Source organism: Vibrio sp. 378, from assembly GCF_033339435.1.
On sequence record NZ_JAWOUO010000010.1, the window covers coordinates 73,280 to 99,104 of the forward strand.

The 25,825-nt window shown below is 44.2% G+C and carries 31 protein-coding genes; 10 read left to right on the plus strand and 21 right to left on the minus strand.

All coding sequences use genetic code 11. From position 1 onward, the window contains the following. From R7Q48_RS17840 to R7Q48_RS17875, 8 genes are all read left to right on the plus strand, one after another. Window positions 1-1,212, plus strand: a complete 1,212-nt coding sequence (locus tag R7Q48_RS17840; RefSeq protein ID WP_256903287.1) for a type III secretion system needle length determinant — start codon at window positions 1-3, stop codon at window positions 1,210-1,212. Further along, window positions 1,209-2,177 carry a SctQ family type III secretion system cytoplasmic ring protein VscQ gene (gene vscQ, locus R7Q48_RS17845; protein WP_025768125.1) on the plus strand — a complete coding sequence of 323 codons (969 nt, stop codon included), beginning with the start codon at window positions 1,209-1,211 and terminating at the stop codon, window positions 2,175-2,177. Before R7Q48_RS17840 ends, vscQ begins: the two co-directional genes overlap by 4 nt. Then, entirely contained in the window at window positions 2,174-2,824 is a 651-nt protein-coding gene (gene vscR, locus R7Q48_RS17850; protein WP_005377232.1) for a SctR family type III secretion system export apparatus subunit VscR, read from the plus strand. The genes vscQ and vscR overlap by 4 nt, the downstream gene beginning before the upstream one ends. A gap of 13 nt (window positions 2,825-2,837) precedes the next feature. After that, entirely contained in the window at window positions 2,838-3,104 is a 267-nt protein-coding gene (gene vscS, locus R7Q48_RS17855) for a SctS family type III secretion system export apparatus subunit VscS (protein ID WP_005377227.1), read from the plus strand. After that, window positions 3,101-3,886, plus strand: a complete 786-nt coding sequence (gene sctT / locus R7Q48_RS17860; RefSeq protein WP_031778955.1) for a type III secretion system export apparatus subunit SctT — start codon at window positions 3,101-3,103, stop codon at window positions 3,884-3,886. Before vscS ends, sctT begins: the two co-directional genes overlap by 4 nt. Window positions 3,887-3,901: 15 nt before the next feature. Then, on the plus strand, window positions 3,902-4,951 hold the full coding sequence (gene vscU, locus R7Q48_RS17865) for a SctU family type III secretion system export apparatus subunit VscU (protein WP_005387129.1): 1,050 nt from the start codon (window positions 3,902-3,904) through the stop codon (window positions 4,949-4,951). Between the two features lie 102 nt (window positions 4,952-5,053). Next, entirely contained in the window at window positions 5,054-5,764 is a 711-nt protein-coding gene (locus R7Q48_RS17870) for a helix-turn-helix domain-containing protein (protein ID WP_239945629.1), read from the plus strand. Window positions 5,765-5,870: 106 nt separating this feature from the next. After that, window positions 5,871-6,773 (plus strand): DMT family transporter, encoded by a 903-nt coding sequence (locus R7Q48_RS17875; RefSeq protein ID WP_411979276.1) that lies wholly within the window; start codon window positions 5,871-5,873, stop codon window positions 6,771-6,773. An 89-nt stretch (window positions 6,774-6,862) separates the two neighbouring features. Here the strand turns inward: R7Q48_RS17875 and R7Q48_RS17880 are convergent, their stop codons facing one another. The 20 genes from R7Q48_RS17880 to R7Q48_RS17975 form a co-directional block, all read right to left on the minus strand. Further along, complete coding sequence (locus tag R7Q48_RS17880) at window positions 6,863-8,341, minus strand: cation transporter (protein ID WP_104979257.1); 1,479 nt, start codon at window positions 8,339-8,341, stop codon at window positions 6,863-6,865. Between the two features lie 9 nt (window positions 8,342-8,350). After that, complete coding sequence (locus tag R7Q48_RS17885) at window positions 8,351-8,809, minus strand: CesT family type III secretion system chaperone (protein WP_318132397.1); 459 nt, start codon at window positions 8,807-8,809, stop codon at window positions 8,351-8,353. Between the two features lie 230 nt (window positions 8,810-9,039). Next, window positions 9,040-10,017, minus strand: a complete 978-nt coding sequence (vopR, locus tag R7Q48_RS17890; RefSeq protein ID WP_054579503.1) for a type III secretion system effector VopR — start codon at window positions 10,015-10,017, stop codon at window positions 9,040-9,042. Between the two features lie 10 nt (window positions 10,018-10,027). Further along, entirely contained in the window at window positions 10,028-10,474 is a 447-nt protein-coding gene (locus R7Q48_RS17895) for a type III secretion system chaperone (protein WP_054576980.1), read from the minus strand. A 255-nt stretch (window positions 10,475-10,729) separates the two neighbouring features. Further along, window positions 10,730-11,893, minus strand: a complete 1,164-nt coding sequence (locus tag R7Q48_RS17900) for a VopS family T3SS effector adenosine monophosphate-protein transferase (protein ID WP_042523796.1) — start codon at window positions 11,891-11,893, stop codon at window positions 10,730-10,732. A 3-nt stretch (window positions 11,894-11,896) separates the two neighbouring features. Then, window positions 11,897-12,328 (minus strand): type III secretion system chaperone, encoded by a 432-nt coding sequence (locus R7Q48_RS17905; RefSeq protein WP_256903285.1) that lies wholly within the window; start codon window positions 12,326-12,328, stop codon window positions 11,897-11,899. Window positions 12,329-12,513: 185 nt separating this feature from the next. Beyond that, window positions 12,514-13,152: an HrpE/YscL family type III secretion apparatus protein gene (locus R7Q48_RS17910; protein WP_005387146.1), complete on the minus strand. Its 639-nt coding sequence runs from the start codon at window positions 13,150-13,152 to the stop codon at window positions 12,514-12,516. Then, window positions 13,131-13,796: a SctK family type III secretion system sorting platform protein VscK gene (gene vscK / locus R7Q48_RS17915; protein ID WP_137282060.1), complete on the minus strand. Its 666-nt coding sequence runs from the start codon at window positions 13,794-13,796 to the stop codon at window positions 13,131-13,133. The genes R7Q48_RS17910 and vscK overlap by 22 nt, the downstream gene beginning before the upstream one ends. Next, window positions 13,789-14,535, minus strand: a complete 747-nt coding sequence (gene sctJ / locus R7Q48_RS17920) for a type III secretion system inner membrane ring lipoprotein SctJ (RefSeq protein WP_086012989.1) — start codon at window positions 14,533-14,535, stop codon at window positions 13,789-13,791. Before sctJ ends, vscK begins: the two co-directional genes overlap by 8 nt. After that, on the minus strand, window positions 14,535-14,879 hold the full coding sequence (gene sctI / locus R7Q48_RS17925; RefSeq protein ID WP_005387149.1) for a type III secretion system inner rod subunit SctI: 345 nt from the start codon (window positions 14,877-14,879) through the stop codon (window positions 14,535-14,537). Before sctI ends, sctJ begins: the two co-directional genes overlap by 1 nt. Before the next feature lie 8 nt (window positions 14,880-14,887). Continuing rightward, window positions 14,888-15,523: a YopR family T3SS polymerization control protein gene (locus R7Q48_RS17930; RefSeq protein WP_256903284.1), complete on the minus strand. Its 636-nt coding sequence runs from the start codon at window positions 15,521-15,523 to the stop codon at window positions 14,888-14,890. After that, a complete protein-coding gene (locus R7Q48_RS17935; RefSeq protein WP_017634556.1) occupies window positions 15,520-15,879 on the minus strand; it encodes a YscG family type III secretion system chaperone in 360 nt (119 codons plus the stop codon). The genes R7Q48_RS17930 and R7Q48_RS17935 overlap by 4 nt, the downstream gene beginning before the upstream one ends. A 3-nt stretch (window positions 15,880-15,882) precedes the next feature. Beyond that, window positions 15,883-16,131, minus strand: coding sequence for a type III secretion system needle filament subunit SctF (gene sctF, locus R7Q48_RS17940; protein WP_005377199.1), 249 nt, complete (start codon window positions 16,129-16,131; stop codon window positions 15,883-15,885). Between the two features lie 18 nt (window positions 16,132-16,149). Next, entirely contained in the window at window positions 16,150-16,353 is a 204-nt protein-coding gene (locus tag R7Q48_RS17945) for an EscE/YscE/SsaE family type III secretion system needle protein co-chaperone (protein ID WP_017821343.1), read from the minus strand. Next, the gene (gene sctD / locus R7Q48_RS17950; protein ID WP_318132398.1) at window positions 16,340-17,641 is read right to left on the minus strand and encodes a type III secretion system inner membrane ring subunit SctD; all 1,302 of its coding nucleotides are present in this window, start codon (window positions 17,639-17,641) and stop codon (window positions 16,340-16,342) included. Before sctD ends, R7Q48_RS17945 begins: the two co-directional genes overlap by 14 nt. A gap of 5 nt (window positions 17,642-17,646) precedes the next feature. Next, on the minus strand, window positions 17,647-19,521 hold the full coding sequence (sctC, locus tag R7Q48_RS17955) for a type III secretion system outer membrane ring subunit SctC (protein WP_005387153.1): 1,875 nt from the start codon (window positions 19,519-19,521) through the stop codon (window positions 17,647-17,649). Continuing rightward, window positions 19,518-19,946 carry a YscB family type III secretion system chaperone gene (locus R7Q48_RS17960; protein WP_005377195.1) on the minus strand — a complete coding sequence of 143 codons (429 nt, stop codon included), beginning with the start codon at window positions 19,944-19,946 and terminating at the stop codon, window positions 19,518-19,520. The genes sctC and R7Q48_RS17960 overlap by 4 nt, the downstream gene beginning before the upstream one ends. Window positions 19,947-19,958: 12 nt before the next feature. Then, on the minus strand, window positions 19,959-20,939 hold the full coding sequence (locus tag R7Q48_RS17965; protein ID WP_132937103.1) for a T3SS regulon anti-activator ExsD domain-containing protein: 981 nt from the start codon (window positions 20,937-20,939) through the stop codon (window positions 19,959-19,961). Window positions 20,940-21,087: 148 nt separating this feature from the next. After that, complete coding sequence (locus tag R7Q48_RS17970) at window positions 21,088-21,948, minus strand: AraC family transcriptional regulator (RefSeq protein ID WP_005377191.1); 861 nt, start codon at window positions 21,946-21,948, stop codon at window positions 21,088-21,090. 609 nt (window positions 21,949-22,557) lie between these two features. Next, window positions 22,558-22,971, minus strand: a complete 414-nt coding sequence (locus R7Q48_RS17975) for a YscW family type III secretion system pilotin (protein ID WP_154204533.1) — start codon at window positions 22,969-22,971, stop codon at window positions 22,558-22,560. A gap of 388 nt (window positions 22,972-23,359) precedes the next feature. Here R7Q48_RS17975 and exsC point away from each other — a divergent pair, with 388 nt between their 5' ends. Together exsC and exsE2 are read left to right on the plus strand one after the other, a co-directional pair. Continuing rightward, the gene (exsC, locus tag R7Q48_RS17980) at window positions 23,360-23,806 is read left to right on the plus strand and encodes a type III secretion system regulatory chaperone ExsC (RefSeq protein WP_005377174.1); all 447 of its coding nucleotides are present in this window, start codon (window positions 23,360-23,362) and stop codon (window positions 23,804-23,806) included. A gap of 8 nt (window positions 23,807-23,814) precedes the next feature. Continuing rightward, a complete protein-coding gene (gene exsE2, locus R7Q48_RS17985; protein ID WP_005377171.1) occupies window positions 23,815-24,120 on the plus strand; it encodes a T3SS regulon translocated regulator ExsE2 in 306 nt (101 codons plus the stop codon). A 126-nt stretch (window positions 24,121-24,246) separates the two neighbouring features. On the opposite strand, the gene R7Q48_RS17990 is transcribed toward exsE2, so the two are convergent. After that, window positions 24,247-25,767, minus strand: coding sequence for an aldehyde dehydrogenase family protein (locus R7Q48_RS17990; protein WP_005377169.1), 1,521 nt, complete (start codon window positions 25,765-25,767; stop codon window positions 24,247-24,249). Window positions 25,768-25,825: the final 58 nt, after the last annotated feature.

A 25,825-nucleotide genomic window follows, 5' to 3' on the forward strand; every position in this document is an offset into this window, starting at 1 on the left:
ATGCGCATTACCCCAACAACTGAAACATCGAATACGCTGCACAAATCAACGCCGGAACAAGTGCCTCTCGAGAAGGAGGCCGAGCTTCAATCACAATTCGAGCATGCAATGAGGAAGAAGCCTAGCAAGGGAAAGGAGTCTATCGTTGCGAATCCCCAAAAAAATCATACTGGCGAAGAAGACATACCGCTAAGGCATAAGACATCTCAAGGTCTAGATAAGAAACCTAACTCATCGAACCAAGAAGCAAACGCTGACAAAAACACCTCCACTTTAAAAGGTAAAAGTGACGTCGTCACTAAGAGAGATATAGAGAAACCGCAAGACGACGCAGCAAATAGCGAAGAAATAATTAGCGAAAACAATAAATTGCTTAAAAATGATGGAAAAAGCGATGGCGACACAGTTCTAAGCTCCCCTTCTACCGAGCGTGTTGATCCTCACTTTCAAGCTCAAGCTCATTTGAAAGATGATAAACCGACGCCGATGGATAAACATACCTCGCCGGATTGTCTCTCTACGCTTGAATCTGGCTTGCTTCCCCAAAGTGCGACAGAGACAGAGCTCGCTCAATATGGGATTAACATTGTTGGCTTAACGAAAAAGCAAACTGAAAAAACGCACAATAAGCGTGCAACTCCGCCGCTACAGAATACAGGCAAACGACCAGACCAAACTGGTGGCCTGCCTGAAACCAAGCCTCTTGAAAAAATCGTGACGAAAAGCGCACTAGTCGCCGTTAAAACGGATGAAGAAAAAGTGCCTTCTCAACCCTTTGCAAGTGCGGTAACACAAGGCGATGTCATCCTAAAAAGTGTTGCTTCGCAGGCTCAACCAAGCCCAACGCGAGACGTAAACCAATTACTCCAGCAATTGGTGGACAAAATCTATGTTGCTCTACCAACCGCATCGGACAACAAAGAGGTTCGGCTGTTTCTAAGTGAAGGGCAATTAAAAGGTGGTGAAATCCACATAAAGTTGGACGCTCAAGGGTATAGCGTGACGATTCGACAAGAGCATGCCCTTTCCATTATTAGCCAGCAAGCTAGACAAGATCTTGCTGAACGGCTAAACCGATTCGGCGGTGAGCAGCCACTTCGCTTAGCGATCAGCGAACAAACTCAACAGCTCGATCAACAACAACATGAACAACAACACTCACGCCAACAACGCAGCGTGTATGAAGAATGGCAAGCGGAGAATGACCTATGACGCCGTTAATAATACCCAAAGTGGATGCAGAAAGTATCGCGCTCAGCAATCAACTTTGTGCAAAACAGTGCCACTTCCAAGGGACTGATGGTCAGAGCGTATCGATTACTGTTGCTCAAATCCCTTCATTTGAAGGGTTCCGTTTAACCACGTTGATTGGAGGGCAAACCCTACAAGTAGACTTTTCTCGTGCGCAGCTCCAACATTGGCTGAAATCGACCTTAAATGCTACTGCGTTTGAGTCCCTGCCTAACTCCCTCCAGTTAGCACTTTTGAGCTCACAGATAGAACCGCATAGTGAGGCAATCAAAGCGCTATTTGGTCAGTTACCCATTCTTAGTCAACTACAGCCGTTAGAGGCGAGCCAGGCCCAAGAGCATACTTTAATGTTAACCCTCAATAAGCCTAACGGCTCTCTTTGTTTGTGGGTTAGCGAAGGATCAGACGTGTTGTTGGATGCGCTACCAAACAGCGCTGCTCTACAAGCTCGACACCTCGCTTTACCTGTGTGGTTAAGTCTTGGAAGGACCCATTTGACGTTAAGCGAATTTAATTCGCTCGAGCTGGGAGATGTCATCTTTTTTGACGATGGTTACATCGCCAAGCAACAAGCCATTTTTCAAGTATCTAACCAGAATCTCTGGCGCTGCCAGCTAGATGACCAAACTCTTCACATTATTGAAAAAGAAACCAATATGAATGACGTAAACACTTCAGAAATGTTAACCGACCACCAGCAACTGCCTGTGGAACTCACGTTTGATATCGGCCATCAAACCATCACGCTAGAGCAGCTTAACCAGCTTCAGCCAGGGTACGTATTCGAGCTAAACCAGCCTGTATCTAAGCCGGTAACATTGCGTGCCAACGGCAAAATCATTGGTGAGTGTGAACTGGTTAATGTTAACGAACATTTAGGTGTGCGCGTACTGGAGCTGTTCGGTGGCACGCAGGAGCCAGCATGATCCAGTTACCCGACGAGCTCAATCTCATTGTCAGCTTAGCACTGCTGGCACTGATCCCATTTATCGCCATGATGGCGACGTCGTTTGTGAAACTCGCCGTTGTATTCTCACTGTTGCGTAACGCTCTCGGTGTACAGCAAATTCCGCCGAATATGGCGCTTTACGGATTGGCTATCATTCTGTCAATTTTCATCATGGCTCCCGTCGGGTTTGAAACCTACGACTACGTAAAGCAGCATGATATCTCCCTTGAAGATTCTGCAAGTGTAGAAGGCCTCATTGAAAGCGGTTTACAGCCTTATCGAGAATTTTTGAAAAAGCATATTCGGGAAACCGAAGCCATATTCTTCACTGATGCTGCACGCACATTGTGGCCACAGAAGTACGTAGACCGTTTAGAGTCGGACAGCTTATTGCTCTTACTGCCCGCATTTACCGTCAGCGAGCTTACTCGCGCTTTTGAAATTGGCTTTCTGTTGTACTTACCGTTCATCGCTATTGACCTAATTGTGTCGAATATCCTACTCGCGATGGGGATGATGATGGTATCGCCAATGACGATTTCCCTCCCCTTCAAATTGTTGCTTTTTGTCTTGCTTGACGGCTGGACAAAGCTCACCCACGGCTTAGTGTTGAGTTACGGTTAATCACGGAGAAAGTATGCATTCTGCTGAAATCATTCATTTCACGACTCAAGCATTAACCCTAGTGTTGTACTTGTCATTACCGCCGATTTTAGTCGCAGCATTGGTTGGTACATTGGTGTCGCTTATTCAGGCGTTAACTCAGGTCCAAGAACAAACGTTAGGCTTTGTGGTCAAGCTTATCGCGGTCATTATTACGCTGTTCGTCACAACGCAATGGCTAGGGGCAGAGCTCCACGCCTTCGCCTCGCTTGCTATGGATAAAATTCCTCAAATACGATGAGTTATCACGACTTACACCAGGCTTTATTTTTGTACAGCCTGACGTTACCTAGGTTAATGGCATGCTTCATCTTTTTGCCTATTTTGAGCAAGCAAATGTTAGGCGGCACCATGGTGAGAAATGGTGTGCTTTGCTCACTCGCACTGTTTATATTTCCGATGATTAATCAGCAAAGCTTGCCCGCAGAAACCGACGGCATTTGGCTGATAATGATTTTGGGTAAGGAGGTATTAATTGGGCTATTGATAGGGTTTGTTGCTGCTATCCCCTTTTGGGCGATAGAAGCGGCCGGCTTTCTGGTCGACAACCAACGTGGGGCTGCCATGGCGAGTATGTTTAACCCAACGCTAGGCTCACAATCCACACCAACAGCGGTATTACTGACCCAAACGTTGATTACCCTGTTCTTCTCTGGCGGGGGCTTTGTCACTTTTATCTATGCGTTATTCAAAAGCTATACATCTTGGCCGATCGTGGACTTTTTCCCAACCGTTAGCGACGCATGGGTGAGCTTCTTCTACGCGCAATTTGAACAGCTTATGTGGCTTGGTGTGTTGATGTCCGCTCCACTAGTGTTGGCAATGTTTCTTGCTGAGTTTGGTCTGGCGCTTATCAGTCGTTTTGCACCGCAATTGAATGTTTTTTTCCTTGCCATGCCAATAAAAAGTGCCATCGCGAGTGTTTTACTGATCGTGTATCTCGGAATAATGATGGATCACTTTGAAGTACAGTTTTACGGCATTACCCGATTCGCAGAACAACTCAATACCATTTGGCAATAACGCTTAGGATTCTTTATGAGTGCAGAAAAAACAGAGCAACCCACCGCAAAAAAGTTACGCGATGCTCGACAGAAAGGTCAGGTTGCCAAAAGCCAAGAAATCGTATCGTCTGCATTAATTTTGGCGCTCATAATTGTACTGTTTGCGTTCGCCGATTATTACATGTCGCACATCTCAGCGCTTATTCTCCTACCAAGTAAGCTTGCTTATCAGGGTTTCCAAGATGCGCTAGTCGATGTCGCTATCGCCATCGCAAAAGAAATTGCCTATCTACTCGCTCCGATTATTCTGGTTGCTGCACTCGTCGCCATCTTTTCCAATATGGGGCAGTTCGGATTCCTATTTAGTGGTGAGTCCGTTAAACCCGACATCAAAAAGATCAATCCCGTCGAAGGGGCCAAACGCATTTTTTCCCTCAAGAGTGTGATTGAGTTTATCAAGTCGATCCTTAAAGTCTCTCTTCTTTCCTGCATTATCTGGGTGACATTACGCGGTAACATCAACGCTTTAATGCAAATTCCAACTTGTGGGCTAGAATGTGTCCCGACCATTACTGGCGTCATGATTAAACAATTAATGATTATCTCTTCGGTAGGCTTCATCGTCATCGCTGCCGCAGATTTTGCGTACCAGAAATTTGATCACACGAAAAAGCTCAAAATGAGCAAGGACGAAGTGAAACGCGAATACAAAGAGATGGAAGGCAGTCCAGAAATAAAAAGCAAACGTCGTCAGTTGCACCAAGAGCTACAAGCCTCCAATCAACGCGAAAACGTTAAACGTTCTAATGTATTAGTTACAAACCCAACACATATCGCGGTTGGCCTTTATTACAAGAAAGGCGAAACGCCCCTGCCCGTCATCACTTTGATGGAAACCGATGCGGTAGCCAAACGTATGGTCGCAATCGCCAAAGAGGAAGGTGTGCCTGTGATGCAAAAAGTCCCTCTTGCTCGTGCACTATACGCGGACGGCAACGTCGACCAGTACATCCCAAGTGATCTTATTGAAGCAACCGCCGAAGTACTTCGTTGGTTGGCCTCGTTAGAATCCGAGGCGGACTAACAAACCACATCCCACTCAAGATCTGGGCTTACAACTGACCAGCTTTCAACCTCGATACTTTCCACGCTATAATGCGGTATCCTTTAACTGTATGTTGTTTTTATGAAATCTAGCTTAAGCATTCGCTCCTACACGAAACGTATGAGCCGACATACTCATAGTGATTATCATCAACTCGTGCTTCCTCTCCAGGGCAACATACAGATTGATATGGATAGTTATGTCGGAAAGGTGGCGGTTGGCGACTGCATAGTCATCCCCAAAAGTTGTGCTCACGGTTTTAATGCCGAAGAGTCATCACGCTTTATTGTTGCGGATATGACCACTTTGCCCACTCATTTGATGGATAGTAGTGTGGCTGTGTTTTCGATTAGCCCGCCTCTACTGAGCTTTATCCAGTTTGTCGAAAAGCAACTTGAGTATCAGGTTAATGATGAAATTGAAAACTCAATGGTTGCAACCTTCTATCTGTTGCTGGAGCAGCAAAAGCGGTCTCGCTCCGTGGATTCGCGTATTCGAGATGTACAGGCTGTGATCGCCGAGCAGCTTGATCAGCCACTCACCATTGCCTCATTAGCGAATGCCGCTTGCTTGAGTCCGACGCAGTTTAAAAAGCTTTTTAAAGAGCAGCTAAAAATGAGCGTCCATAAGTACATTACACTACAACGTATGGAAAAAGCCAAAGCACTACTGACTCATACAGACCTTCCAGTTCAGTTGATAGCTGAACGAGTTGGCTATAGTGACCTTTCCGCGTTTAGTCGACGGTTTTCAATGCATTTTGGCATGTCTCCTAGAGAGTTTTCCCGATAGTCACTAAAATAGTCTTCTGGAACAAGTATTCCGTCTTTTCAGCACAAAAACCTCTATCGCTTTCTTTTATTCTTTCTACCCTAAAACAACCATTCACTAGGTAGAAATTACAGTGTTAAAAAAACATTTCACCGACTATCAATTAGGAACTTTATCCATACTTTTTGCTTCAACCCTGTGGGGAACGACGGGCACCGCTGCCAGCTTGGCACCGGATGTCAGTGCTCTCGCCATTGGCGCATTTTCTATGGGTATTGGTGGATTTATGCAAGCATGTCTGTCTGCGAAGTCACTGAAGAGAGATTTTCGAAAAGTCGTACATAAGAAGAAAACGTTACTGGTTAGTATTATCGCCTTAGCCACCTACCCACTGGCTTTTTATTCATCAATGCGATTCGCCGGTGTGGCTATTGGTACGGTTGTTTCTATCTCCACTGCACCTTTCTTTTCTGCTTTGTTAGAGTGTCTCTTTAGCCGAAATCAGACCATAACCAAGCGCTGGATGATGAGTTTCGCAATCGGGGTCATTGGCATTACCTTGTTGCTGGCTTCTGAGTCATCCGCAAATAGCTTATTTGATCAGGATATGAAGCATTGGGGTGTATTACTTGGCCTATTGGCAGGTCTGACGTACGCCATCTACTCATGGGGAGTAAAGGCTATGATTGACCACGGCATTGAATCGCAAACGGCCATGGGAAGTGTTTTTGGTATTGGTGGAGTTTTGCTTCTACCAACACTTTTCATCACGGGCGATAATCTATTTGCATCATCAACTAATACGACGGTCATGCTCTACATGGCCTTGATTCCAATGGGGTTAGGTTACGTCGCTTTTGGGTTTGGGCTACGGTTTGTTACAGCCAGTGGAGCTAGCATACTCACGCTATTTGAACCTGTTATCGCAGCAGCACTAGCAGTTGCGATTGTTGGGGAAGAAATTTCTCTCATTGGTTGGGTTGGTATAACGTTGACACTTGTGTGTTTGTTTCTTCAGTCGAAAAATTAAATTCAATGGAGATGAGCCAGCCCCAAAAAGGAACGCTGACGGTAGATAAAGTAAGGAGCAGCACCTACTCCCTACTTTACCATTTGAAATTACACCCAGCCTTCTGCCAAGTACATCAATCGCAATTGACTTGGTGAGCCTAATTTTTCTAGCGCATCTAACTGGACGTCACTCAGGTTTGGGCATTTATCAAGATAAACTCGTCCGTTTGCTGCATCTAGGGGGAGCTTGTAGGTTAACTTTTCGTTTATTTTACTTGCTTCCCCTTTATCAATCGCTCGAACAGCTGGCATGAGCCAATCCCAATCTTCTCCTAACAGTTTTTTAAACGCCCCGTTAGCAATAGACTCGGTTTTACTTGGTGCATCCTCTGGGCTTAGCTTCAAGATAGAGTCTACGTCAGGAACCAAGTGCTCACTTGGCTCTGAACCCAACATCTTTTTCAGTGTTAATCGCGCGGCTTCCATCTCTTGTGCCTCTTTAGGCGCTTGAGGAGAAGTCATTGCAGTATTCTCCTTAGGACCAAGGTACGCCATTAATGCGCGGACAGAAGCCGGATCTTGCATACTGAAGGTAAAGTCTCCTTTTGCATTGGAAACTTCAAGTCTAGGTAAAACACCAGACATTTCACCTTGCATAAGTTGCTCTTTTACTTCCGTATTTAACCCGTATGCCCCAGCTTGGTTCGCCACAAAACCACCGCCGCTCATGATAGCAGTCGTTGCCGCAGAACCGATTGCCTCTTTTGCTATCGGTGTGACGCCCACCGTTGCTACAGAGCTAACACCGAACGTGCCCAGGCTCCCCGTCGCCATACCTAACGTAGCTCCAATGCCACCTTCAGCCGACAGTATCGCATGACCTTGAGCCAAGGTTTGCTGCATCGGCATAGAAAGACGTTGATCTCGCCCTGGCAGCTGTGAAATTTGTTCTAACTGATGATGGTAAGCCTCAGCATCACCATTTACGGCCGCTTTGTGCAACTCTCGACCTGTAGAAATCAATAAGCCAACGCCAGGTAATGCCAAGTTAATAACGGCGTTAACACCAGAACCTTTTAGCTTTTCTTTGCCCATCTGTAGCAGTTCAGCAGCGAAGCCATCCATTTTTCCTGGATACTGGGCTTCTAAACTCACCTGCATACGCGGATCTTTGCTGATCGAATCAAACGTATTTTTAAGCTGCTGGTACGTATCGCTGCTCACTTTTATTTCATCCAATAGGCTGACAACTTCTAAGATTTTACGCTCAGTAAGTGGCTCACCGCGATAGCCTGAAGGACTCACTAGGGAGTAAGCCAACAGCGCAACCTCAGGTTTTTCTTGCTTAAGTAGCGCCTGCTTTAAATCAAGGTGAGTTTTGATGTTTTCTTGGAAAAACTTAGTGTATTTGCTTCTCAATACGCCTTCGTGAATAGAAGCAAACTTATGACCTTTGTGGAATGTGGAAGGTTCTTTTACTTCACCTCTTTTACTGATCACTCGGTCATCTTTTTGCGCAGCAACTGCACGAAACTGTTCTAGATCAGGTACTGGGCTTTGGCTGATTTTTTGTGTTGTATTAACCATTTTTCTCTCCTACACACGAAGTGATTGAACATGAACTTGTTCATGATTAGAGGTGGTTGGAATCGCTTGATCCAACATTGCGAAACGCGCTTGCCACAGCTCGGCCTGTTCAATAACTTCGTGAAACCAAGCGGTAAGGTTCGTCGTATTTAGATGCTCAACGGGTTTACGTCCTGCTAAGACAAGCTGTCGACCGTTTGGAGCCAAAGCAAGTGCGAGGCTGCCACTACCTATTCCTTGATAGTTAGCATGAGCAAGAAGCTCTAAACCTTTTAGTCGTTGTTCACCGGATTTTTCTAACCCTCCGAACGTTACAGACAACATCAAATCATCCGTATCTGTCGCGATGAAATACAACATGTAGCGATCATCGACCAGTAGCTGACAACGTTCATTTTCTTCAAAATTCAGTTCGGGCAACTCATTGAGTTGGCAAAACTCCAAGAGCAGTTGTTGAATCGTGTTCATAACTTTTTCCTTTTGTTTCAATAACTCTATTGAACAACGATTGCAGATTGAACGATGTCGGTAATGGCTTTATTTTTGTCACTTTTTCGCCTTCATTGTGAGGTTTTCCGCAGAAACCTCGCTCTAAAAACGAGTTGCCAGAGTAATAAAAAAGAGCAGCTCAGAGCTGCTCTTTCAATAAAGGTTAGATGCTTAGCATGGTGTATTTGCTCACTTCTTTTGCAGAGTGACTAACCCAGTTTATGGCTATCAAAAATGACTTCTGTTGGCGGGAACATATTCGAAACAGGTGGTCGTTGTGCATCTCCAAACATTGGTGCACCGAATGCAGATGTCGCCCACGGGTCAACAATTTTCACATCCTTACTCCACGTTGATGGATCTTTTATGTCGCTCCCCTCTTGTCGACCAACCAGTACATAAAGGTGTGTACCTGAATGACCCTTTTTAAACGCAACCACTTCTACTTTGGGTTCACTTTCAGGTGTTCCTGACATGCCTTGAATCATCTCAGCGGCGGCAGCAAAGGCAAATGTAGTACAGCAGCCGGCTTTCGCGGTTTGTACTGCCTTAGCAATGTTCTGTAGAGTGCTTAATTGCGGTGCGGTTCCTCTTTGTGCTGCAGCTTGAACTCCGTTTGCGGACATCGTCGCTCTGTGATCTTGCATGATTCGCGCTTGATCCGCGTGAAGCTCTTTTAGTCGTGGCTTTCCTTTTGTTTCATAAAACTGTGACCCCTTAACACCGAACGTATTTAAGTCCGTACAGGCAAAATCACCAAGCTTTTGAAGGTTGGCTTTATGTTCGTTGATAAGCGCGACACTCGATGAAGCTTTATTGGTTTTGGAAGAAGAGGCTGCCGTTTGTGCAGTTGGCCAATTTGAGCTAGGACCAGACGACAATCTCTCAAGATTTTTCAGGCTCCCAAGCGTTAACTTGTTTTCACCGTTCAACACATTTTTCAGCATGAGCTTCGCAACATCTTTAGGAATACCCTGCTTAGTAAGCAGGTTCACTACAATATCTTTCGCTTTATTCTGGTGGCTAATACGCGCGCTGATACTTTTATTTTTTGGTGCACCCTCTTTAACAAAAATATCTTTGCCGTTGTGTGCTCGAACCTCTTTGTCGTCAGCTTGATTTTGTGTCGCCAAATGTGACGTTAACTGACTCAACGAGTGCATGTGCGATGTATTAATATTGACCATGTGTGATGCCTTAAACTTGAATAAATGCGTGTACGTCTGTTTGGCTAAAATCTACAACCGTGTTGTTTTGAAATAACTGTACCCAAGTATCAACTAATTCATTCAACTGAATGATTAAGTTAGCAATGTTGGTGAGTTCACTTCCAGCCGCGATAGCGACTTGAAGAACAACGTCTTTGCGTGTTGGATTCACACAAAACTGCACACCACCTGTTTCTCGATACAAAAAGTTGTATTCAAGTAAAACTTGAAGTTTATCTAACGTAATATCATCTTGTTCTATAAGCAGGTTTTTGGAAATCAATAACTCGCCTTTTTCCTCTACGAGCAGAACATCGACACTGTTGTTTTCAGCAAAATGCAGTGACCACATTTGATCGTCATACGCTGTCACGCGCTCAAGGTTCAGCACTTCTCCTAGCTCAGAGAGAAGCATATTAATCTTTCCTGTATCCATGTTGTGTCCTGTCTAATTTATTATAACTAAGTGACATCGATATATTTGTTTCAGCGAAGCCACTTGGGTATAACGGCTCATTTAAATAAGCGAATAAGGATAAAAGAGATTTTATGGCGAGATAGAAACCGACACTTTATTTCAACGTCTCATTTTTATTGCTATTAGCCGTTTTATTGAGAAGAAAAATTAAGGTTAAGCTGGAAAATAAAAGAGCGGCAATCGCCGCTCCAAAAATTAAATAGAAGTAAAAAATCACTTAATACCGTGAAGGCTATTTTCTGCATCCATAGCTAAAGGATTGAACGAGTCGTTACGAAGTTCTGCTATCGCGTATAGCATGCGCCCCATGCGACCATTTCCATCGGTAAAGCCATGGTACCCGATAACTCCGGCGAACAAATGTTTACCTAAGTCTTTATCTTCTACAGGGTTCTCTTTCAAAAAGCCTTCAATGTGCTGCTTTAACATGCCCTCACCGCCAATACTTGAAGGCAAAGTACCACCCGAAATATTTGGCCCTCGGTAATCACGCTCAACATTAGGCACCAATCGAGCGTGTAGCTCTTTTAGGTTTTCCATATTCAATAAATCTTTACCATTAGACGCGTATTCTTTCAGTAAAGACGTAATATTTTCGGCATCGTTTCCTTTAGAGTTAGAAGCATTAATGATCCACGCCGCAGCTCTTTCAACATTATTGGTTACGCCACTTTTGTTAAACGCGTCCTCTGCCAGTCCTTCAGCGTATACACCTTGGCTTAGATCGGTGCTTGCTAGACCTTCGATATGACGTTGCGCCGATTTAAGATGCATCACCTCCATATCAAACACCGCTTGCATTTGATTAATGCTACCTGCCGGGTTTTTCTGCGCTGCAGATACACCACCGCCGTAGTCTTTTACTACACGTCCAGCAAGCGACTTCGCTGCACTTTCGCCAATCAGTGATGTGAGGTTTTTACCAGAATCGGTTTCTAACATTGCCTCTGTCATCGCTCGCTCTGCTAACTGGTTTAGCTCAGCAGAGTTCGACTGAACTGATTTACTGTCTAACTTCGCAAAGGCATTTAAGACATCTGATGCGGTTTTTATGCTTCCATCCTTGAAGAACATTTGTCCATGCTCAACAGAAGAAGCAGCTTGTAAACGCTGAGCTTGTCCTTGCTCATTATCAAATACGGCTTTTGTAAGGGCTTTCGCTACCGATTGTGGGCTACCTTCGCGAAACAGTTTTCCTGTCGCTTCAAAAAATCGCGCTACTGCACCATTCGTAGGATTGGCGCGAGTAAATTCTTGGGTCGCTGCGTTGATTTGGTATTCTTTGCCACCAATACTCAGCTTACCTTCGTTAAGTATCTCGTTACGAGCTTGCGGCATGGCAGCCTGCAACGCGCTAACACTTTCAAAACTGATCATGCTTTAAACCCTTAATGTGGAAAAATGAGTGGTATTCGTTTCCGGTACTTCGATTGTTTTATTGGTTACTTCTTGTGTATTCGCACTTTTTAACCACTCGATGAAATTCGCAAATGACTCATCGAAAAAAGATGCAGTTAGCAGTTGCTGAGGCAGGTGTATGAAACCGATATATCCGGTCTCTTCCTCCCAGCATACCGCTGGAGAACCTTGCGTTAAGGCATCTTTCATATGTTGATGCAAAATATCAGCACTCGGTTCATCACCTGAAATCAGCCCGATAAGCGTCACACGATCTTCTTGTGCACGAATTGTGATTGCTGTGTTTTGCTCAACGAGTAGATGGCAACAATCATCTTCATCAAAAACCAACGGCTCCAATTGGCAGCGGCTGGCAAAATCTGTCAGTAAAGAAGTTATAAATCCATTAGCCATTCGACTAAATAATCCTATTTTTGTTGTTTTAGAGGCGCTGCTTGGTTGCAACACTTATCAACTAAGCAGCTTTCTTAGGTGTATTCTTAAGGATTTATGGCAGTGAATATTTTAGAAATGGTCGGATTTTTTTTGTTTAAAGGCATTAAAATGAAAAAACTCAGCAAGTGCTGAGTTTTTAAGGTTTATTCATGAATCGTAATTTTACGCTCGCTGAGCTGCTTCACCATAGCTTGCTTTAACGCATGCAGCTGTCCATCAATACTGGCGTCGATGATCCCAACTTCTGTTTCCAAAATGCAGCCTCCATTTTTCAAGCGCGCATCTGCTACCACGTCAACGTAACCGACTTCAGGGAAATCACTTAATACTCCAGCCACCTTTTCTCTCACCTCAACAACCTGCTCTGGGTGGACATGTAAAATGACCTGCTTTTGGTTACTCACCAGTTGCAACGCTTCTCGAACTACACTCACCGTGGTATCGACATCATCGAAGGTATCGATGATCTTGCGTACTGCTTCTAACACCACACCTGTCATTTTTTCTTCGACTTGCTGATAGTAGTCATTACAACGTGCTAAGGTTTCAACCATCGTTTGCGCATTTTCAATCTTGGCTTGTGCAAGGCCATCTTGATAACCACGTTGTTTTTCGGTTTCGTAGGCTTGCTGGGCATTAGCAATGATGCTTTCAGCTTTGGAGTTCGCGGCTTCAACTAAGTGTTGCGAATCCAGATAACTGGCATAATCTTTCGCTTTCAGCACCTTTAAGCCAGGTGCCAGCTGCAAATTGTCTGTTTTTATTTCAACAAATGAAACCATTGAGGAATAACCTGTTTTGCGATTTTTTTTGTGAGTCGATACGCCAGATCTCGTTGATCCGCTTCCAACCAGTTAGCTGTTTCCGCGTTTTCGCTAAGTTGCTTTTCTAATTTGAATTGCCAACGAAGAACAACATCTTCCGGTGAGTTAATCAAAATAAACCTCATCCAAAAATATCCCAGCGCCCTCATGCTTGCTTCAACAGACCTTTCATCCAGTAGTTCTGGTAACGAACGCTGCCAGCCTTGCGGCCAGCTGGATAACAGCATAGGCCCGTTTTGAATTAGGAACCGAGCGCCTTCCAAACCAAATACGTTGTTCAGAACCTGTTTAGGATGTTTTAAAACAACGCCTCGCATTGCCACACAATGTAAAGCTCCGCCCACCATCAATACGAGTTGGTTCAACGCATCCGCTGGGAGCAACGCCAAGCTATGGCAAGGTTTGTTAAAAGCCGTCTCAGGAACGGGAGATAACGCCCACTCATTTATGCACCATTGGTTAAACATGGGGTTATCTCTCCAGCCTTCGATATTTAGTAACCAAGGCTGCTTTTGCTCTATCCAACTTCTATGGATGTACTGGCAAGGCGCATAGTTAAACTGGTGTTGTACCTGCGCGAGTGGTGTTTCTGGTTTAACCACGCTTCGTGTTCCTACGACACCATGTAAAAGTAGCGATATTCGAGCCGATGAGTGCCGCTACCAAGAACACCAAAATGGCGATAAGATTATTCGCCGTCTCTTTGGTGACCTGAACCGACAAAATGCTTTTAAATTGATTGTTTTGAGTAGCAACTCGAACCTCTGATGAGGGTACCATCACTACGCTGATTCGATCGTAGTTCAGCCCCTCAATGCTATTGTTCACTAATAATTTGATCTGCGGAACATATGAATCAAGCGCAATATCTGCTGCGTGTTTAATAAATACGGAGGCAGAAGCTGGAGTTGGGCGCTCTCCTGGACGCAGATCTTGATCTTCCAAAACAACATGAACACGTGCCACTAGCACGCCATCAATCTGAGATAAGGTTGAGGAGAGCTCCTGAGATTTCGCGTATACCAAACGTGCTCGTTCTGCTAATGGTGACGAGATCAAATCGTCTTTGGGAAACACTTCTTTCAGTGTGGAAAACTGCTCTCTTGGATAACCTTTTCGCTTTAGCGCGTCTACCGCGAAGGCGATTTGAGAACTGTCTACCATTAACTTGACGGTGTTGTCTTTGTCAGGCTCTTTTGTTGCAACGACACCTTCGGATAGTAAGATCGACAACATCTCATTACCCTCTTTCTGAGTAACGTTGGTGTATAACTCGGTCTGACAACCTACCAGAAACAACGTGAGCATGATGAAAACTGCTCTCATTTTATTCATCATCACTATTGTGCCTTCAATAAGGTTTCTACGTTTTGTGTGGTTTTACCCACGGTTTTCGCGATCAGCTCCTCTTGAAAAGTAATGCGTGTCAGCGCCCACTGCATTTGCAGTAATTGCGCCGGATCATCACCCACCATCTTCATGTTGTCTTGCAGGTTACTTTTCGCGTTATCGATAGTGTTTTTCAACTCGCTGATGTTTTCTAGCAAACCTCCCTCCAGGCCATTACTTGCCTCGGGAACCGACATGGCTTGCTCAAAACGTTCGCTTAAACCGTCTTCGACTTGCGCATCCTGTAACTTATCAATGTTGGTTTGCATCACCTCGGTGTACTGCGTGTTTATCATATGTACTCCTAAGATAAATCTAACTTGTGACTGTGAGTCATGATGTTTTTCACCATCGCATTTTTTTGGATCATGAAGCTAAGTTCATCACGAACCATGTCCAGTGTTGATGCCATATCAGGTAACGACTTCAACTCTGCCCAGCAATGCCATAAGGCTTGTTCTTTCTGGGCACCCAGTGGAAAATGCTGCGCTAGCATTGCTTTTAGTGCTGTTTTATCAGCAGGTGGTTCGGCAATAAGCTGTCCCGAAAAACTCCCTAGTAACTCCTGCTTCAACACCTTTAACAAATCAGATTGTGGCTGTTCGTTGCCTTTTGCACTCTTCGCCTCATGAAAGGCGTACCACATTGCCTCTCGTTTAACTTGAGGGTCGGAAAACGCTTCATTTAACGACGATAAGACACTTTGTTTACTGACAACCTCTGCGTCTTTTAATGATTCATACCACGCTTTGATCTCCGCCAGTTTCGCTTCTGTTTTCTCTAGCGTCTCTTTTGGAGAAACATGTGAAACTTGCTCTTGCTTGTCACTTCGCTCCATGAGTGCTTTCATCTTGTCTTCATCGCTCCGCTCATAATGGCGCGACTCCGACTGGCGCAAAGGTTGGTGTTGAAGACCTAGGTTACTCGAATCAATGATCATCCAAGATTCCTAATCTCCTGAGAAAAGCTCGCAGCAAATGCTTGGCTTTCTTCGCTTCCTTGTGACGCAAGTTCTACCCAGCTTTCCGCTTTGCTCAGTAAACCGGCTTTGGCAGAAGCAAGAGCCGCTAAGCTGATCAGATCTGGATAGGCGTTACAAAGTGGTTCGAGTAATTGATGAGCCTCTTCATACAAGCCTTTATTCATGAGGCTCATTGCACGAATCATCGCAACGGTCTCTTCAGAACCTGAGCTTGCTTCAAGGCCATCTGCAATCGTGTTGGCTTCTTGATGACGATGCATACCTGTTGCCATCAGCGCGATTTCAGCCAGCAGTTGGCGCGTTTCTCGTTCCATGCTTTACACCTTCTGGAGAATCGACTGCATCACATCTTTAATCGCACGAGTGGTGGTCGCATTGATATTGTAAACAACAGACCATTTGTTGATCGCGTGCTGAAGCTCGGCAAGCTTTGATGGATCATCGGCATTGGTTTCTAGGTTCTTGATGGCTGCCGTCACTTCTGTGTTAGCATCTTTCGCTTGTTGTTCTAACTTAGCTTTAACATCATCAAGGTTTACACTGTTACTAGCATCGTAAAATGACATAAGACTTCCTCGTATTTTTTAGTTAGCTTCGTATGATTCAACGACCGCATAGGCGGCTGTGTAAGCTTCATACTGTTTGAGTAGCAATTGGTACTGCTGTGGTGAGCACCCTAAATCCAACTGACGTTTCACCACCGCTTGTGCTTCTAAGAGCTTGCTCTTAATCTTGTGCACTTCCGCACCGTTTGTGTCGTTATTTAAAATTTGTTCAAGATTTGTCATTGTTCGTCTCGCCTTCATATCCGAGTTCTATTGTTATCACCCGCCCGCCTTTAACCAACTCAATACCAGCAGGTGTAACACTGGATATTCGGTAGCCCTGAGGCGTTCTTGCACCGACCATATAGCGAACGTTATCGGTCAGAATCACATATGGAACCTGGCCAAAGTTAACGCTACGAAACGGGAAATCGATGTTGGTGCCTTTACTCACCTTAGGTATGGATTTCAAAACTAAGTACGGTTTCTCACCATATTGTTCCCGGAAGTCTCGGGTCACACCGTAAAATCGAGTCGTTTCGATATCATCAAGCTCACCACGAACTTCGATGCGATCACCGCTGGTGACCAACTGGACTTTCTTCAGTAGCTCCGCATCCGTTAATAACGCTTTTAGCGTATCCATGTAGGCACCCGCTCGCTGCAGTTCAACCTTCCACGCAATAAGACCCGGCACGTCTCGCTCCAAGATTTGTTCAACTTGGTTCCAGCGGCTTGCATCATCGATATAGCCCGTCAGCAGCAGTGTGCCGGTCTCATCGCCATTTTCGACTTTCACTTGGTGATAGCCGAGGTTGCGCAAAATAAATCGAACCCCGCGACGGATTTCTTCCATCGTTCTTAAGTCACTTTTGTAATTGACGCCCAATACATCAATTCGACCAAGCAGATCGAGTTTCTGTGTTCGGTCTTCAACATAGCCCTCTAGGACTGCTTGGCGTGCGGCGGCATTCCATTCCACACGAACGTCGCTAAGTTTGAGCTCGCCTAAGATGTTACGTACCAAAACAATGGGTTCTGCTTCTGTAACAATTTCATTGTTGCTTCCGTTAGCTTGGCTGTACCACATACCAGCAAAAATGACACTCGGGACAAAACTACAAAGCAAAGCGATGAGCGTTGTTTTTTTCCAGCTAGAGCGTTGCACAGCAACCACAGGTGTATTCTGTTGGCTAGATTCGTCGCTGACGTTACTCACAATTAACGCATCTTCCGCGTATCCCAGAGCGAACTTCACAACGCCGACCGAGACAACAGCATGGCGTGACAACTCGATACCATCACCTGCAACAGCGATGTCTTCACTGTTAATATTTGCCTCTTCGCAGCCTCGTAAAATGACCGAGTCTTGCTGGCAAACGAGGGTGAAATGGTTCGCTTCGACCCCAGCATCAGACAGTACAAGATCAGCAATAAAGTCGTCACTGCCAAGCACGAGAGCACCTTCAGGTAAGGTGACTTCTACTCCGGTATGCACGCCTGATAAAATACGAATTTTCCATTGCTGCATCGCGGTTAAGACTCCTCTGAAGGGCGCACACACTCACTTTGTGAGTCATCACATTCCAATACTTTCACCCGCCAACCCTTTTGCCCTGTTGGTAATTGGCACTGCGTTAATTGAGACGACTTTTGCTGTGACAATAAGTCTTGTTGATAGCGCTCGGCTTGAACCCTCGATGTGCAGCTATATACTTCCACTACCGATTTAAATTCAGCGCTATTGTTGGAGATGTTGTTAAGCTTGCCGATACTTGGTCGCAAGTCATATTCGTTGCCAATCAACACACTATCGCCAATACCATCCACAACAATTCGAGGTTCTAAAATAAACATTCGTACTGTGCGGCGCTTAGTGTTGGTATTACTTCTAAACAGCGCGCCTAAATATGGGATGTCTCCTAGCAATGGCACTTTACGTAACTGATGGCTCACTTCATCTCGGTACACACCACCGATAAGTAAGCTTTGCCCTTGTTTAACCGTCGCTAAGGTGCTGATTTCAGTTTTACGAACGGAAGGAAGATCATCGACGCCACCATCAGCGATCTTTGCACCGTCTTCGAGATGAAGGCTCAGGTTAATTTCAGGTCGTGCAGCAAATCTATCACCAACGATACGTGGGACAATTCTCAGTAACGTGCCATACGTGACCTCTTCCAGCGCTGCGGTTTCTTTACCAACCAGCTTGACGTAAAAAGTGCTGCTGTTGTTCAGTACCGCTTCGACATTTTCCTGAGTTAACAATGTTGGTCTTGAAACCACTTGAGCACTGCCTTTAGATTCCAATAAACGAATTTGAGCCAGCAAGTAATTTAGGTTGGTTGAATCAAGCAAGGACTTAAAGTTCTGTCCACTGCCGAGCGTCACATCCCCCGAATTCACATCACCTGTTGTTTTGATATCGACAATGCGGTTGTTTCCGACAGACACTCCCGCTCGCCAATCCACGCCTAACTGACTTAAATCGTTGGCACTGATATCGACAATCGATAGCGCGACTTCAATTCTTGATTGCGGCTGGTCTAATTGCGCGACCAGTTTACGATAGAGCGGTAATCGTGCTTGAGTATCACGAACGATAATCGCATTAAGACCCGGCTCTGCTTCAACTGTTGCGCCACCATGAACTGAGGCGGTTTTATTACTTTTTACAGGCTTATCTGGACTGGTAACTTCTTTGCTAGACGCACTCGCCACTTGCGTTTGAACACCAGACACGACCCGTTTTAACACCGATGCGATGCCCGGGACCGTAATTGTCTGATCTCGATATGCAATTTCTCTATCCGTTGCAGAAGCGTACTTCAAAGGAATTATCTCAACGAATAATTCGTCGGTTGAATTCGATTTCTGCAGCAAGCGCGTTTCCAATGCCTCCGCCGTTTGTACCACTAAGTCGACATAACGTGGAGGACCCGCAAGATAGACTAACCCTTTGCTCTCAGCAGCTCTCCAACCATAACGAGAATCCCAAACGCCGGTGGAAATTAACGTACTGCGTAGCTCTCTAGCCGTAAGTAATTCCAATTGAAGTAAACGTGAGCGAGTTTCTGTCGCCTTATAGACATGTAAGACGGCACCATCGAAATACCACATCAAGTTGTACACTTGCGATAAGTAATCGAGGAATTCCGCCGGATCTTCAGGGGTAAAACGCCCATTCACTCGATCGTTGACTTTGTCACTAACAGAAACCGAGACACGATAATTTGCACCGAAGTTATTCAACAACTCTTTTAATGAGTCGTTATCTGCATAGTAGCGGAACGGTTGTTCGGGCCAGTGTAAGTCTGTTGCTTGCGCATATCCCAAAGGAACAACACTCACTGCGCATAGCAATGCCTTTGTTGCAGCACGTCTAATGTTGGGAAAGATTTTTTGCATCATGGTAACCACACTGTATGGTTGATTGTGTGGTTCACGCGTTCTTGTTCCAATAATGCAATGTAACGCTCACATAGATTGACGTGCTTAGAAAGCAAAGCAGAGAACCGTTCCACGGAACAGTCCTCAACCCTTACTTTACTTTGCAAAATCAATTGCTGATCATCATTGGTTGTCAGTACGCCGCCATCCTCACGAATGGTTTTTAATGAGAGCTGCATGCAACGTTGTAACGCTTGTTCTTGTTGATAATCTAGATGCTCTTTAAACTGGAAGGGTAACGTCGCTTCCCATAAAATCCATGACGCATGTTGCTTGATGGTCAGTGATAACTGGTCAACCTCGATGTTGTAAGAACCATTTTCTGAGGCAATAAAATCCCCTACCTTTAGCGCTTCCGCTAAAGACTTCATCATCTTATCTAACATTTAACGCCCTATTTAGATCTGGCTGAGGTGATTGCAAGCCTGGCCGCACTGACCACTTTGAGTATCAAAATAGTAGTGATCGATATCACCAACAGTTTGCATGTTCTTGAACCATTGCCATACTTTCGCAACCGCATTTTGGTCGTTGTAAACCACATCGCATGCATCCCAAACTTCGTTCAGCTCGGGGGCCTCAAGTCGCACTTCCGAACACCAATTTTTCCACTCAGAAATAAATTGTTCGGTTGTAGAGGTGTACTCCGCGAACCCTTTCAGCTCGTCTAAAGACGGTTGCCACTTCTCAATTAACGAACGATGACATTTAATCACTTGCAACTGTTGTTCGCTTAACGTCCCAAGTTGCTTTTTAAGTTGATGCTGCTGGCTCTTAATAAGATCGAGTTGCTGTTGAACAAAGACGGCACTGGTGTCTTCCCCTGATAGCTTCGACCAATATTCCTTCTGAATATCGAGTTGATTGATAAGTTGTTCAACTTTAATCGAAGCATGAAGAGCACTTTGATCGACTTGTCGGTTAATCCACTCGTTGAGTGATAAATGGAAACAAAGCATCAACGTTTTTGGGACAGCCAAATTAAAGCGAAAGCCCAGACGAGAGTTGATGTAGTCCAGCCTTTGTTCGAACGTTGTGATTGTGCTGCTATCACTGAGCTGCGATCCAATTTCCAAAAATAAACGCATGGCAAACCGGTCTATCGAAGCACCAAGTTTTTGATACGTTTTTACTAACTGGCTAGCGCACAGGCTATCGACGACATTTCTATCCAACAAGCGTTGAAGTAAAGATAACTGCTCATAATTTATGACGCCTTCACTCAACAATTGTCGGTGATTGACGTGCACAACATTGAGATCCTGCGTAGGTTTCGAGGCGCTTTCATAACGAGCTCCTCTTTGTAAAACAGTCACTTTCCGCTGTGTCACTATGCTGTCTGGAAAAAGCGAACGGCGTCGCCAATGCTGCTTTTTCATTTATGTTCGTCTCCGCACCCCTTTCGAACAATCCAGAAAGAAAGAGATGTAATAATTTTTAATCGTTCGTTGTTACACGATACATAATAGAATTTACACTGGTGAGTGACTTTCAAAATTAGTCAGAAAATTTTAGTCCCAAGTCATTTCATTTCGCGATAGCCACTTGATCGTCTCCCGAACGTACGCGGCTTGGGGTCGTTCCAAAACGACGACGGTAACTCTGTGTAAAGTAAGACTGGCTGGAAAACCCTGCCTCCATCGCCACATCTACGATGCTCATCTTGCTCGTCAACAGCAGTTTATGAGCATGCAGTAGTCGACGCTCACTGATCCAAGCTCTTGGAGAAATGCCATAGTGCTCATTAAAAAGCTCTTTAAAAGTGGTTAAGCTGGCACCAAACTCCTGCGCGTAGTCTGTCAACTTCCATTCTTTTAAGTAATGCTGTTCCATAAATCGACGTAACCGTTCCGACGTACGGTTTGTTTGTTGTGACAGCAACGCATACAGTGATTCTCCTCCTTTGCTGTGTAGCAAGAGAATGAGTAGTTCTTCGTATTTTAGGCACATAATGGCATCAGGGTACGCTTGTTGCTCAAGCGTCTGCATGCTAGAAAGCACTTGTTCAACGAGTATGTTCAAACCAAAAGTAAACAAACCAGAACAAACTTTGTCTACCTTAGGCAGCATCATCAAGAGATCACTGTGTTTTTGCAGCAACTGACTAACGAGTTCATTGTCGTAGGCAATGATCGACGCTTTGTATGCCCCATCTAGCGGAGAGTACTCTAACAAGTAATCTCCTTGGGATAGAAATACCCCATTTTCTGCAGCAACATCGATTGTGCAATCACCTGTTTGAACTCGAAGCTGACCATTGTGAACGACAACAATGTGAGACTGGTCTGAGTGAAATACTTCGTCAGATTTTTCATAGCAGGAAAAACTACGAATTTTTCGTGAACTCGAGTCGACCCTTTCTGAGTTTAGTTGGCCTGACACATCCATTTTCTACCCTTCATTATTTTGAGTTTCTCAGTGCAAATGTTGAGAAACTTTCAAAGCACTACTTTGATTGTTGTTATTTCTAAGTACTGCTGTATGAATAAAAGAAGCAAAGAAAAGAGCATAGAAGTTCTATCACTTACCATACCCCCCGAATAATTAGCGAATAACCCAAGCATTACCTTTACCTAAAGGTAAAAGTTTGACTTAGTAAATTTCTGCTGTCCGTCTTTATTATTTTTATCAGATAGCGTTTATCATTAGCCAAAACTTAAATATCATTTCGTTATTTAAGTTTGGTTGTTTTGTTATACATTAGAATACAATTAAATAGATTTCGGCATCGTTTCGAGAACAAAATTAAATTTCCAAAATCATAAAAATGTATGTTTTATAGCCTAAAACGCCAAGCCAACGTGTTCAAGGAGCGAGATATAATCATAAAAAATACTGTTTTTGCAACAAATATGAGTCTAAAAAACAACTGACCCGATGACTTCAAAGTCATGTAATTAATGTTTATAAAAGACAACAAATCTTTCACAACAGGAAAGATATAGTCTTTATTTTTATAAATTAGAAAATTCTAATAAAAATGTAGTACTTAAAATTTTATCTGTTTATTTTTGGAACAAGAATCAAATTTTCTTGTTTATTTCCCTCTAAAAATAAATAGTTCTTTTCTTTTTCCGCAACGAGCTCACCGTTTGAATAAAGCTTTCCAATAATCTTCATTTTTCCTTCACCAGCTTGAATTGGTGCAATTAAAAACGAATACTGCACAGGCAACTGAACGCCTTGGTAGCTCTGAGATGCCGATTTAAAACATTGATTATCAATAACTTTACATATTTCCACCTCAAGAGAAGTAATCGAAGGTGGAAAGTAGCCGTCGACAGAAACCCAACCATAGACTGATGCCTGACTCTGTGTGTCAAAGCCATCCACCCCATTGACGGACACAGTCTGACTGCACCCACTCAGTATGAATAACCCAATAAAACCAGCCCATATAGAATTGTTCATTATGACCCCATAAACGTATTTTATATAATCTAGCTCATTTGAAATTCGCACAATTCTTTATGTAAAAATATAAAAGATCAACTTATATTTATACTACAAGCGGACAATAAATCGCATTTTTCAACAACACGTAGTTAACATGGACTGTAATTTCAAAAGCAGTTTCTGCTCTCTTTCATTCCTTCCTTAATTGAAGTTCATTAGAGAAAAGTGATATTCATATATATCATTGCCATCGAGATATGCATCTGAACACACTTACTTTTATCTTTCTATTTCTCTCAACACATTTAAAAGCCAAAATATAATAACAACCGACTAATATTGATAAACATGAAGAGATACATCTAATATTTTCCTTGATAAAATTTCAAAAGGGACTATTCCTATGTCAGCACGCCAAACTATCGATGAGATTTTGCTAAAGTTTGCTCATCAAATAGGCTTGCCTGCACTGCATCTAACGGAAAATGAAGTAAGCTTAGCCTTTGATGATAATCTAAGGGTGCATATCATCTTTCATCCTGAATCGACAACTCTGCAGCTCGAAGCTGAGATTGTTGGCCTTCAAATTGTAAATTCCGATCTTTATCGTTCTTTTTTGGCCTTTAATTACCACTGGCCTGAGCACCAGTTATTTTTTAGTTTAGATAACCACCGACACGTCCTATGTTTAAACCGACTCATTAACATTAGGCGACTGGATTACGAATATTTTGAAACAGCTTTAGCAGAATTGCTGACGCACAGCGAGTCGTGGGAAGCGTTATTGTCTTCTCATGTAACTATTGATGAGGCACCACCGATGCCACAAACTTTAGACTTGAGAGTTTAGGTGTCTTTATGTCCAACGACATCCAATCCACATACACCAATTCATCGGTTCATGACGTTCAACAAGCGCAGCAAAGTGATGCAGTGCCGCAAGGAACGTTTCATGGCCGTAAAGTCACCCTACTCTCCTCATCAGAAAGCAGCATGACGCGAACAAGCTCTAAAAGAGAGCTTGGTGAATGTTTAAATCAATTTGCCAGTCTCGAATCTTGCAATCGCGTTTTGGACTTTGATCCGCAACTCAACATTGACAAGCAAAACGCCGCCGTAGAAAAGCTTATGGAACGAAAAGTGGCGATAATTCAACGTTCCTGATATCACAATATAAGCAGGTTAAACATCTAAGTTAACCTTCAGCCGACAAGCTCACGCTAATAAAAAACCCCGAAGATTCGGGGTTTTGATTCATACTGCTTTTTCTTTATTAATTACTTAGTTTCACTAGAAGAAGCCTAACGGGTCGATGCTGTAGCTAATCAGCAAGTTCTTCGTGTTCTGGTAGTGATCCAGCATCATCTTGTGCGTTTCGCGCCCGATACCCGATTTTTTGTAACCACCGAACGCTGCGTGTGCAGGGTAAGCGTGGTAACAGTTAATCCAGATCCGGCCAGCTTCAATATTACGGCCCATACGATATGCAACGTTCGCATCACGTGTCCAAACACCTGCGCCTAAGCCATATTCAGTGTCGTTTGCGATTTCCAACGCTTCAGCCTCATCTTTGAATTTGGTGATAGCGATCACTGGGCCAAAGATTTCTTCTTGGAAGATTCGCATCTTGTTGTGGCCTTCCAACATGGTTGGCTGAATGTAGTACCCCTGGTTGATAGACTCTGGCTGTTCTGACACTCCACCACCAAAGACCACTTTTGCGCCTTCTTCACGGCCGATTTCCAGGTAACTTAAAATCTTATCAAACTGTTCTTGAGAAGCCTGAGCACCAACTTGAGTATCGGTATCGAGCGGATTACCTTGTTTAATCAGCTGTGCACGTTCCGTCAGTTTCTCTACAAACTTGTCATAAATCGCTTCATGAACCAGTACGCGAGATGGACAAGTACAAACTTCACCTTGGTTGAAGAAACCAAGTAACGTACCTTCGATACACTTATCAAGATACTCATCTTCGTAATCGAAGATATCTGAGAAGTAGATGTTTGGAGATTTACCACCTAACTCAACTGTCGATGGGATCAAGTTGTCTGCTGCACATTTCAGAATGTGGTTGCCAACTTGCGTAGACCCGGTAAACGCGAGTTTCGCAATGCGGTTGCTGGTTGCTAATGCTTGACCCGCTTCAGAACCATATCCGTTTACAACGTTGATGACACCAGGAGGAAGAAGGTCACCGATTTTTTCCATCAGAACCAGAATGGATGTTGGGGTTTGCTCTGCTGGCTTCAATACCACACAGCAACCCGCCGCTAGTGCCGGTGCTAGTTTCCAAGCCGCCATCAACATTGGGAAGTTCCACGGAATAATTTGACCAACCACACCAATCGGTTCTGGGAAGTGGTAGCTTGCGGTGTGCTCATCCAGTTCTGCCGCACTGCCTTCTTGTGCGCGAATACAGCCAGCGAAGTAACGGAAGTGATCCACTACTAAAGGTAAATCTGCCGCCAAGGTTTCGCGAACTGGTTTGCCGTTTTCCCAAGTTTCTGCAACAGCAAGCTCTTCTAGATGCTGCTCAATACGGTCAGCAATTTTCAGCAAGATGTTCGAACGTTCTGTCACGCTGGTTTTGGCCCATTTTGCTCTGATGTTGTGCGCGGCATCCAGTGCTAAATTAATATCTTCCTCGCCAGAGCGAGCAACTTTACAATACGCTTGTCCGTTGATTGGTGAGATATTGTCAAAGTACTCACCACCCGTTGGTTTTACCCATTCCCCACCGATAAAGTTATCGTAATGCGATTTAAAGTTAACAATGGCATTTTCACTACCTGGCTGTGCATAGATCATAACTCTTCCTTTTGTTTCTCGTTCAATGTGTTATTGCAGTGTCGTATCGCACTGTTCA

Bases quoted from the DNA above. Each gene is read 5' to 3' on its own strand.
- R7Q48_RS17840 (WP_256903287.1), top strand. From the start codon at position 1: ATGCGCATTACCCCAACAACTGAAACATCGAATACGCTGCACAAATCA.
- vscQ (WP_025768125.1), top strand. From the start codon at position 1,209: ATGACGCCGTTAATAATACCCAAAGTGGATGCAGAAAGTATCGCGCTC.
- vscR (WP_005377232.1), top strand. From the start codon at position 2,174: ATGATCCAGTTACCCGACGAGCTCAATCTCATTGTCAGCTTAGCACTG.
- vscS (WP_005377227.1), top strand. From the start codon at position 2,838: ATGCATTCTGCTGAAATCATTCATTTCACGACTCAAGCATTAACCCTA.
- sctT (WP_031778955.1), top strand. From the start codon at position 3,101: ATGAGTTATCACGACTTACACCAGGCTTTATTTTTGTACAGCCTGACG.
- vscU (WP_005387129.1), top strand. From the start codon at position 3,902: ATGAGTGCAGAAAAAACAGAGCAACCCACCGCAAAAAAGTTACGCGAT.
- R7Q48_RS17870 (WP_239945629.1), top strand. From the start codon at position 5,054: ATGAAATCTAGCTTAAGCATTCGCTCCTACACGAAACGTATGAGCCGA.
- R7Q48_RS17880 (WP_104979257.1), bottom strand. From the start codon at position 8,341: ATGGTTAATACAACACAAAAAATCAGCCAAAGCCCAGTACCTGATCTA.
- R7Q48_RS17885 (WP_318132397.1), bottom strand. From the start codon at position 8,809: ATGAACACGATTCAACAACTGCTCTTGGAGTTTTGCCAACTCAATGAG.
- vopR (WP_054579503.1), bottom strand. From the start codon at position 10,017: ATGGTCAATATTAATACATCGCACATGCACTCGTTGAGTCAGTTAACG.
- R7Q48_RS17895 (WP_054576980.1), bottom strand. From the start codon at position 10,474: ATGGATACAGGAAAGATTAATATGCTTCTCTCTGAGCTAGGAGAAGTG.
- R7Q48_RS17900 (WP_042523796.1), bottom strand. From the start codon at position 11,893: ATGATCAGTTTTGAAAGTGTTAGCGCGTTGCAGGCTGCCATGCCGCAA.
- R7Q48_RS17905 (WP_256903285.1), bottom strand. From the start codon at position 12,328: ATGGCTAATGGATTTATAACTTCTTTACTGACAGATTTTGCCAGCCGC.
- R7Q48_RS17910 (WP_005387146.1), bottom strand. From the start codon at position 13,152: ATGGTTTCATTTGTTGAAATAAAAACAGACAATTTGCAGCTGGCACCT.
- sctI (WP_005387149.1), bottom strand. From the start codon at position 14,879: ATGATAAACACGCAGTACACCGAGGTGATGCAAACCAACATTGATAAG.
- R7Q48_RS17930 (WP_256903284.1), bottom strand. From the start codon at position 15,523: ATGATCATTGATTCGAGTAACCTAGGTCTTCAACACCAACCTTTGCGC.
- R7Q48_RS17935 (WP_017634556.1), bottom strand. From the start codon at position 15,879: ATGGAACGAGAAACGCGCCAACTGCTGGCTGAAATCGCGCTGATGGCA.
- sctF (WP_005377199.1), bottom strand. From the start codon at position 16,131: ATGTCATTTTACGATGCTAGTAACAGTGTAAACCTTGATGATGTTAAA.
- R7Q48_RS17945 (WP_017821343.1), bottom strand. From the start codon at position 16,353: ATGACAAATCTTGAACAAATTTTAAATAACGACACAAACGGTGCGGAA.
- sctD (WP_318132398.1), bottom strand. From the start codon at position 17,641: ATGCAGCAATGGAAAATTCGTATTTTATCAGGCGTGCATACCGGAGTA.
- sctC (WP_005387153.1), bottom strand. From the start codon at position 19,521: ATGATGCAAAAAATCTTTCCCAACATTAGACGTGCTGCAACAAAGGCA.
- R7Q48_RS17960 (WP_005377195.1), bottom strand. From the start codon at position 19,946: ATGTTAGATAAGATGATGAAGTCTTTAGCGGAAGCGCTAAAGGTAGGG.
- R7Q48_RS17965 (WP_132937103.1), bottom strand. From the start codon at position 20,939: ATGAAAAAGCAGCATTGGCGACGCCGTTCGCTTTTTCCAGACAGCATA.
- R7Q48_RS17970 (WP_005377191.1), bottom strand. From the start codon at position 21,948: ATGGATGTGTCAGGCCAACTAAACTCAGAAAGGGTCGACTCGAGTTCA.
- R7Q48_RS17975 (WP_154204533.1), bottom strand. From the start codon at position 22,971: ATGAACAATTCTATATGGGCTGGTTTTATTGGGTTATTCATACTGAGT.
- exsC (WP_005377174.1), top strand. From the start codon at position 23,360: ATGTCAGCACGCCAAACTATCGATGAGATTTTGCTAAAGTTTGCTCAT.
- exsE2 (WP_005377171.1), top strand. From the start codon at position 23,815: ATGTCCAACGACATCCAATCCACATACACCAATTCATCGGTTCATGAC.
- R7Q48_RS17990 (WP_005377169.1), bottom strand. From the start codon at position 25,767: ATGATCTATGCACAGCCAGGTAGTGAAAATGCCATTGTTAACTTTAAA.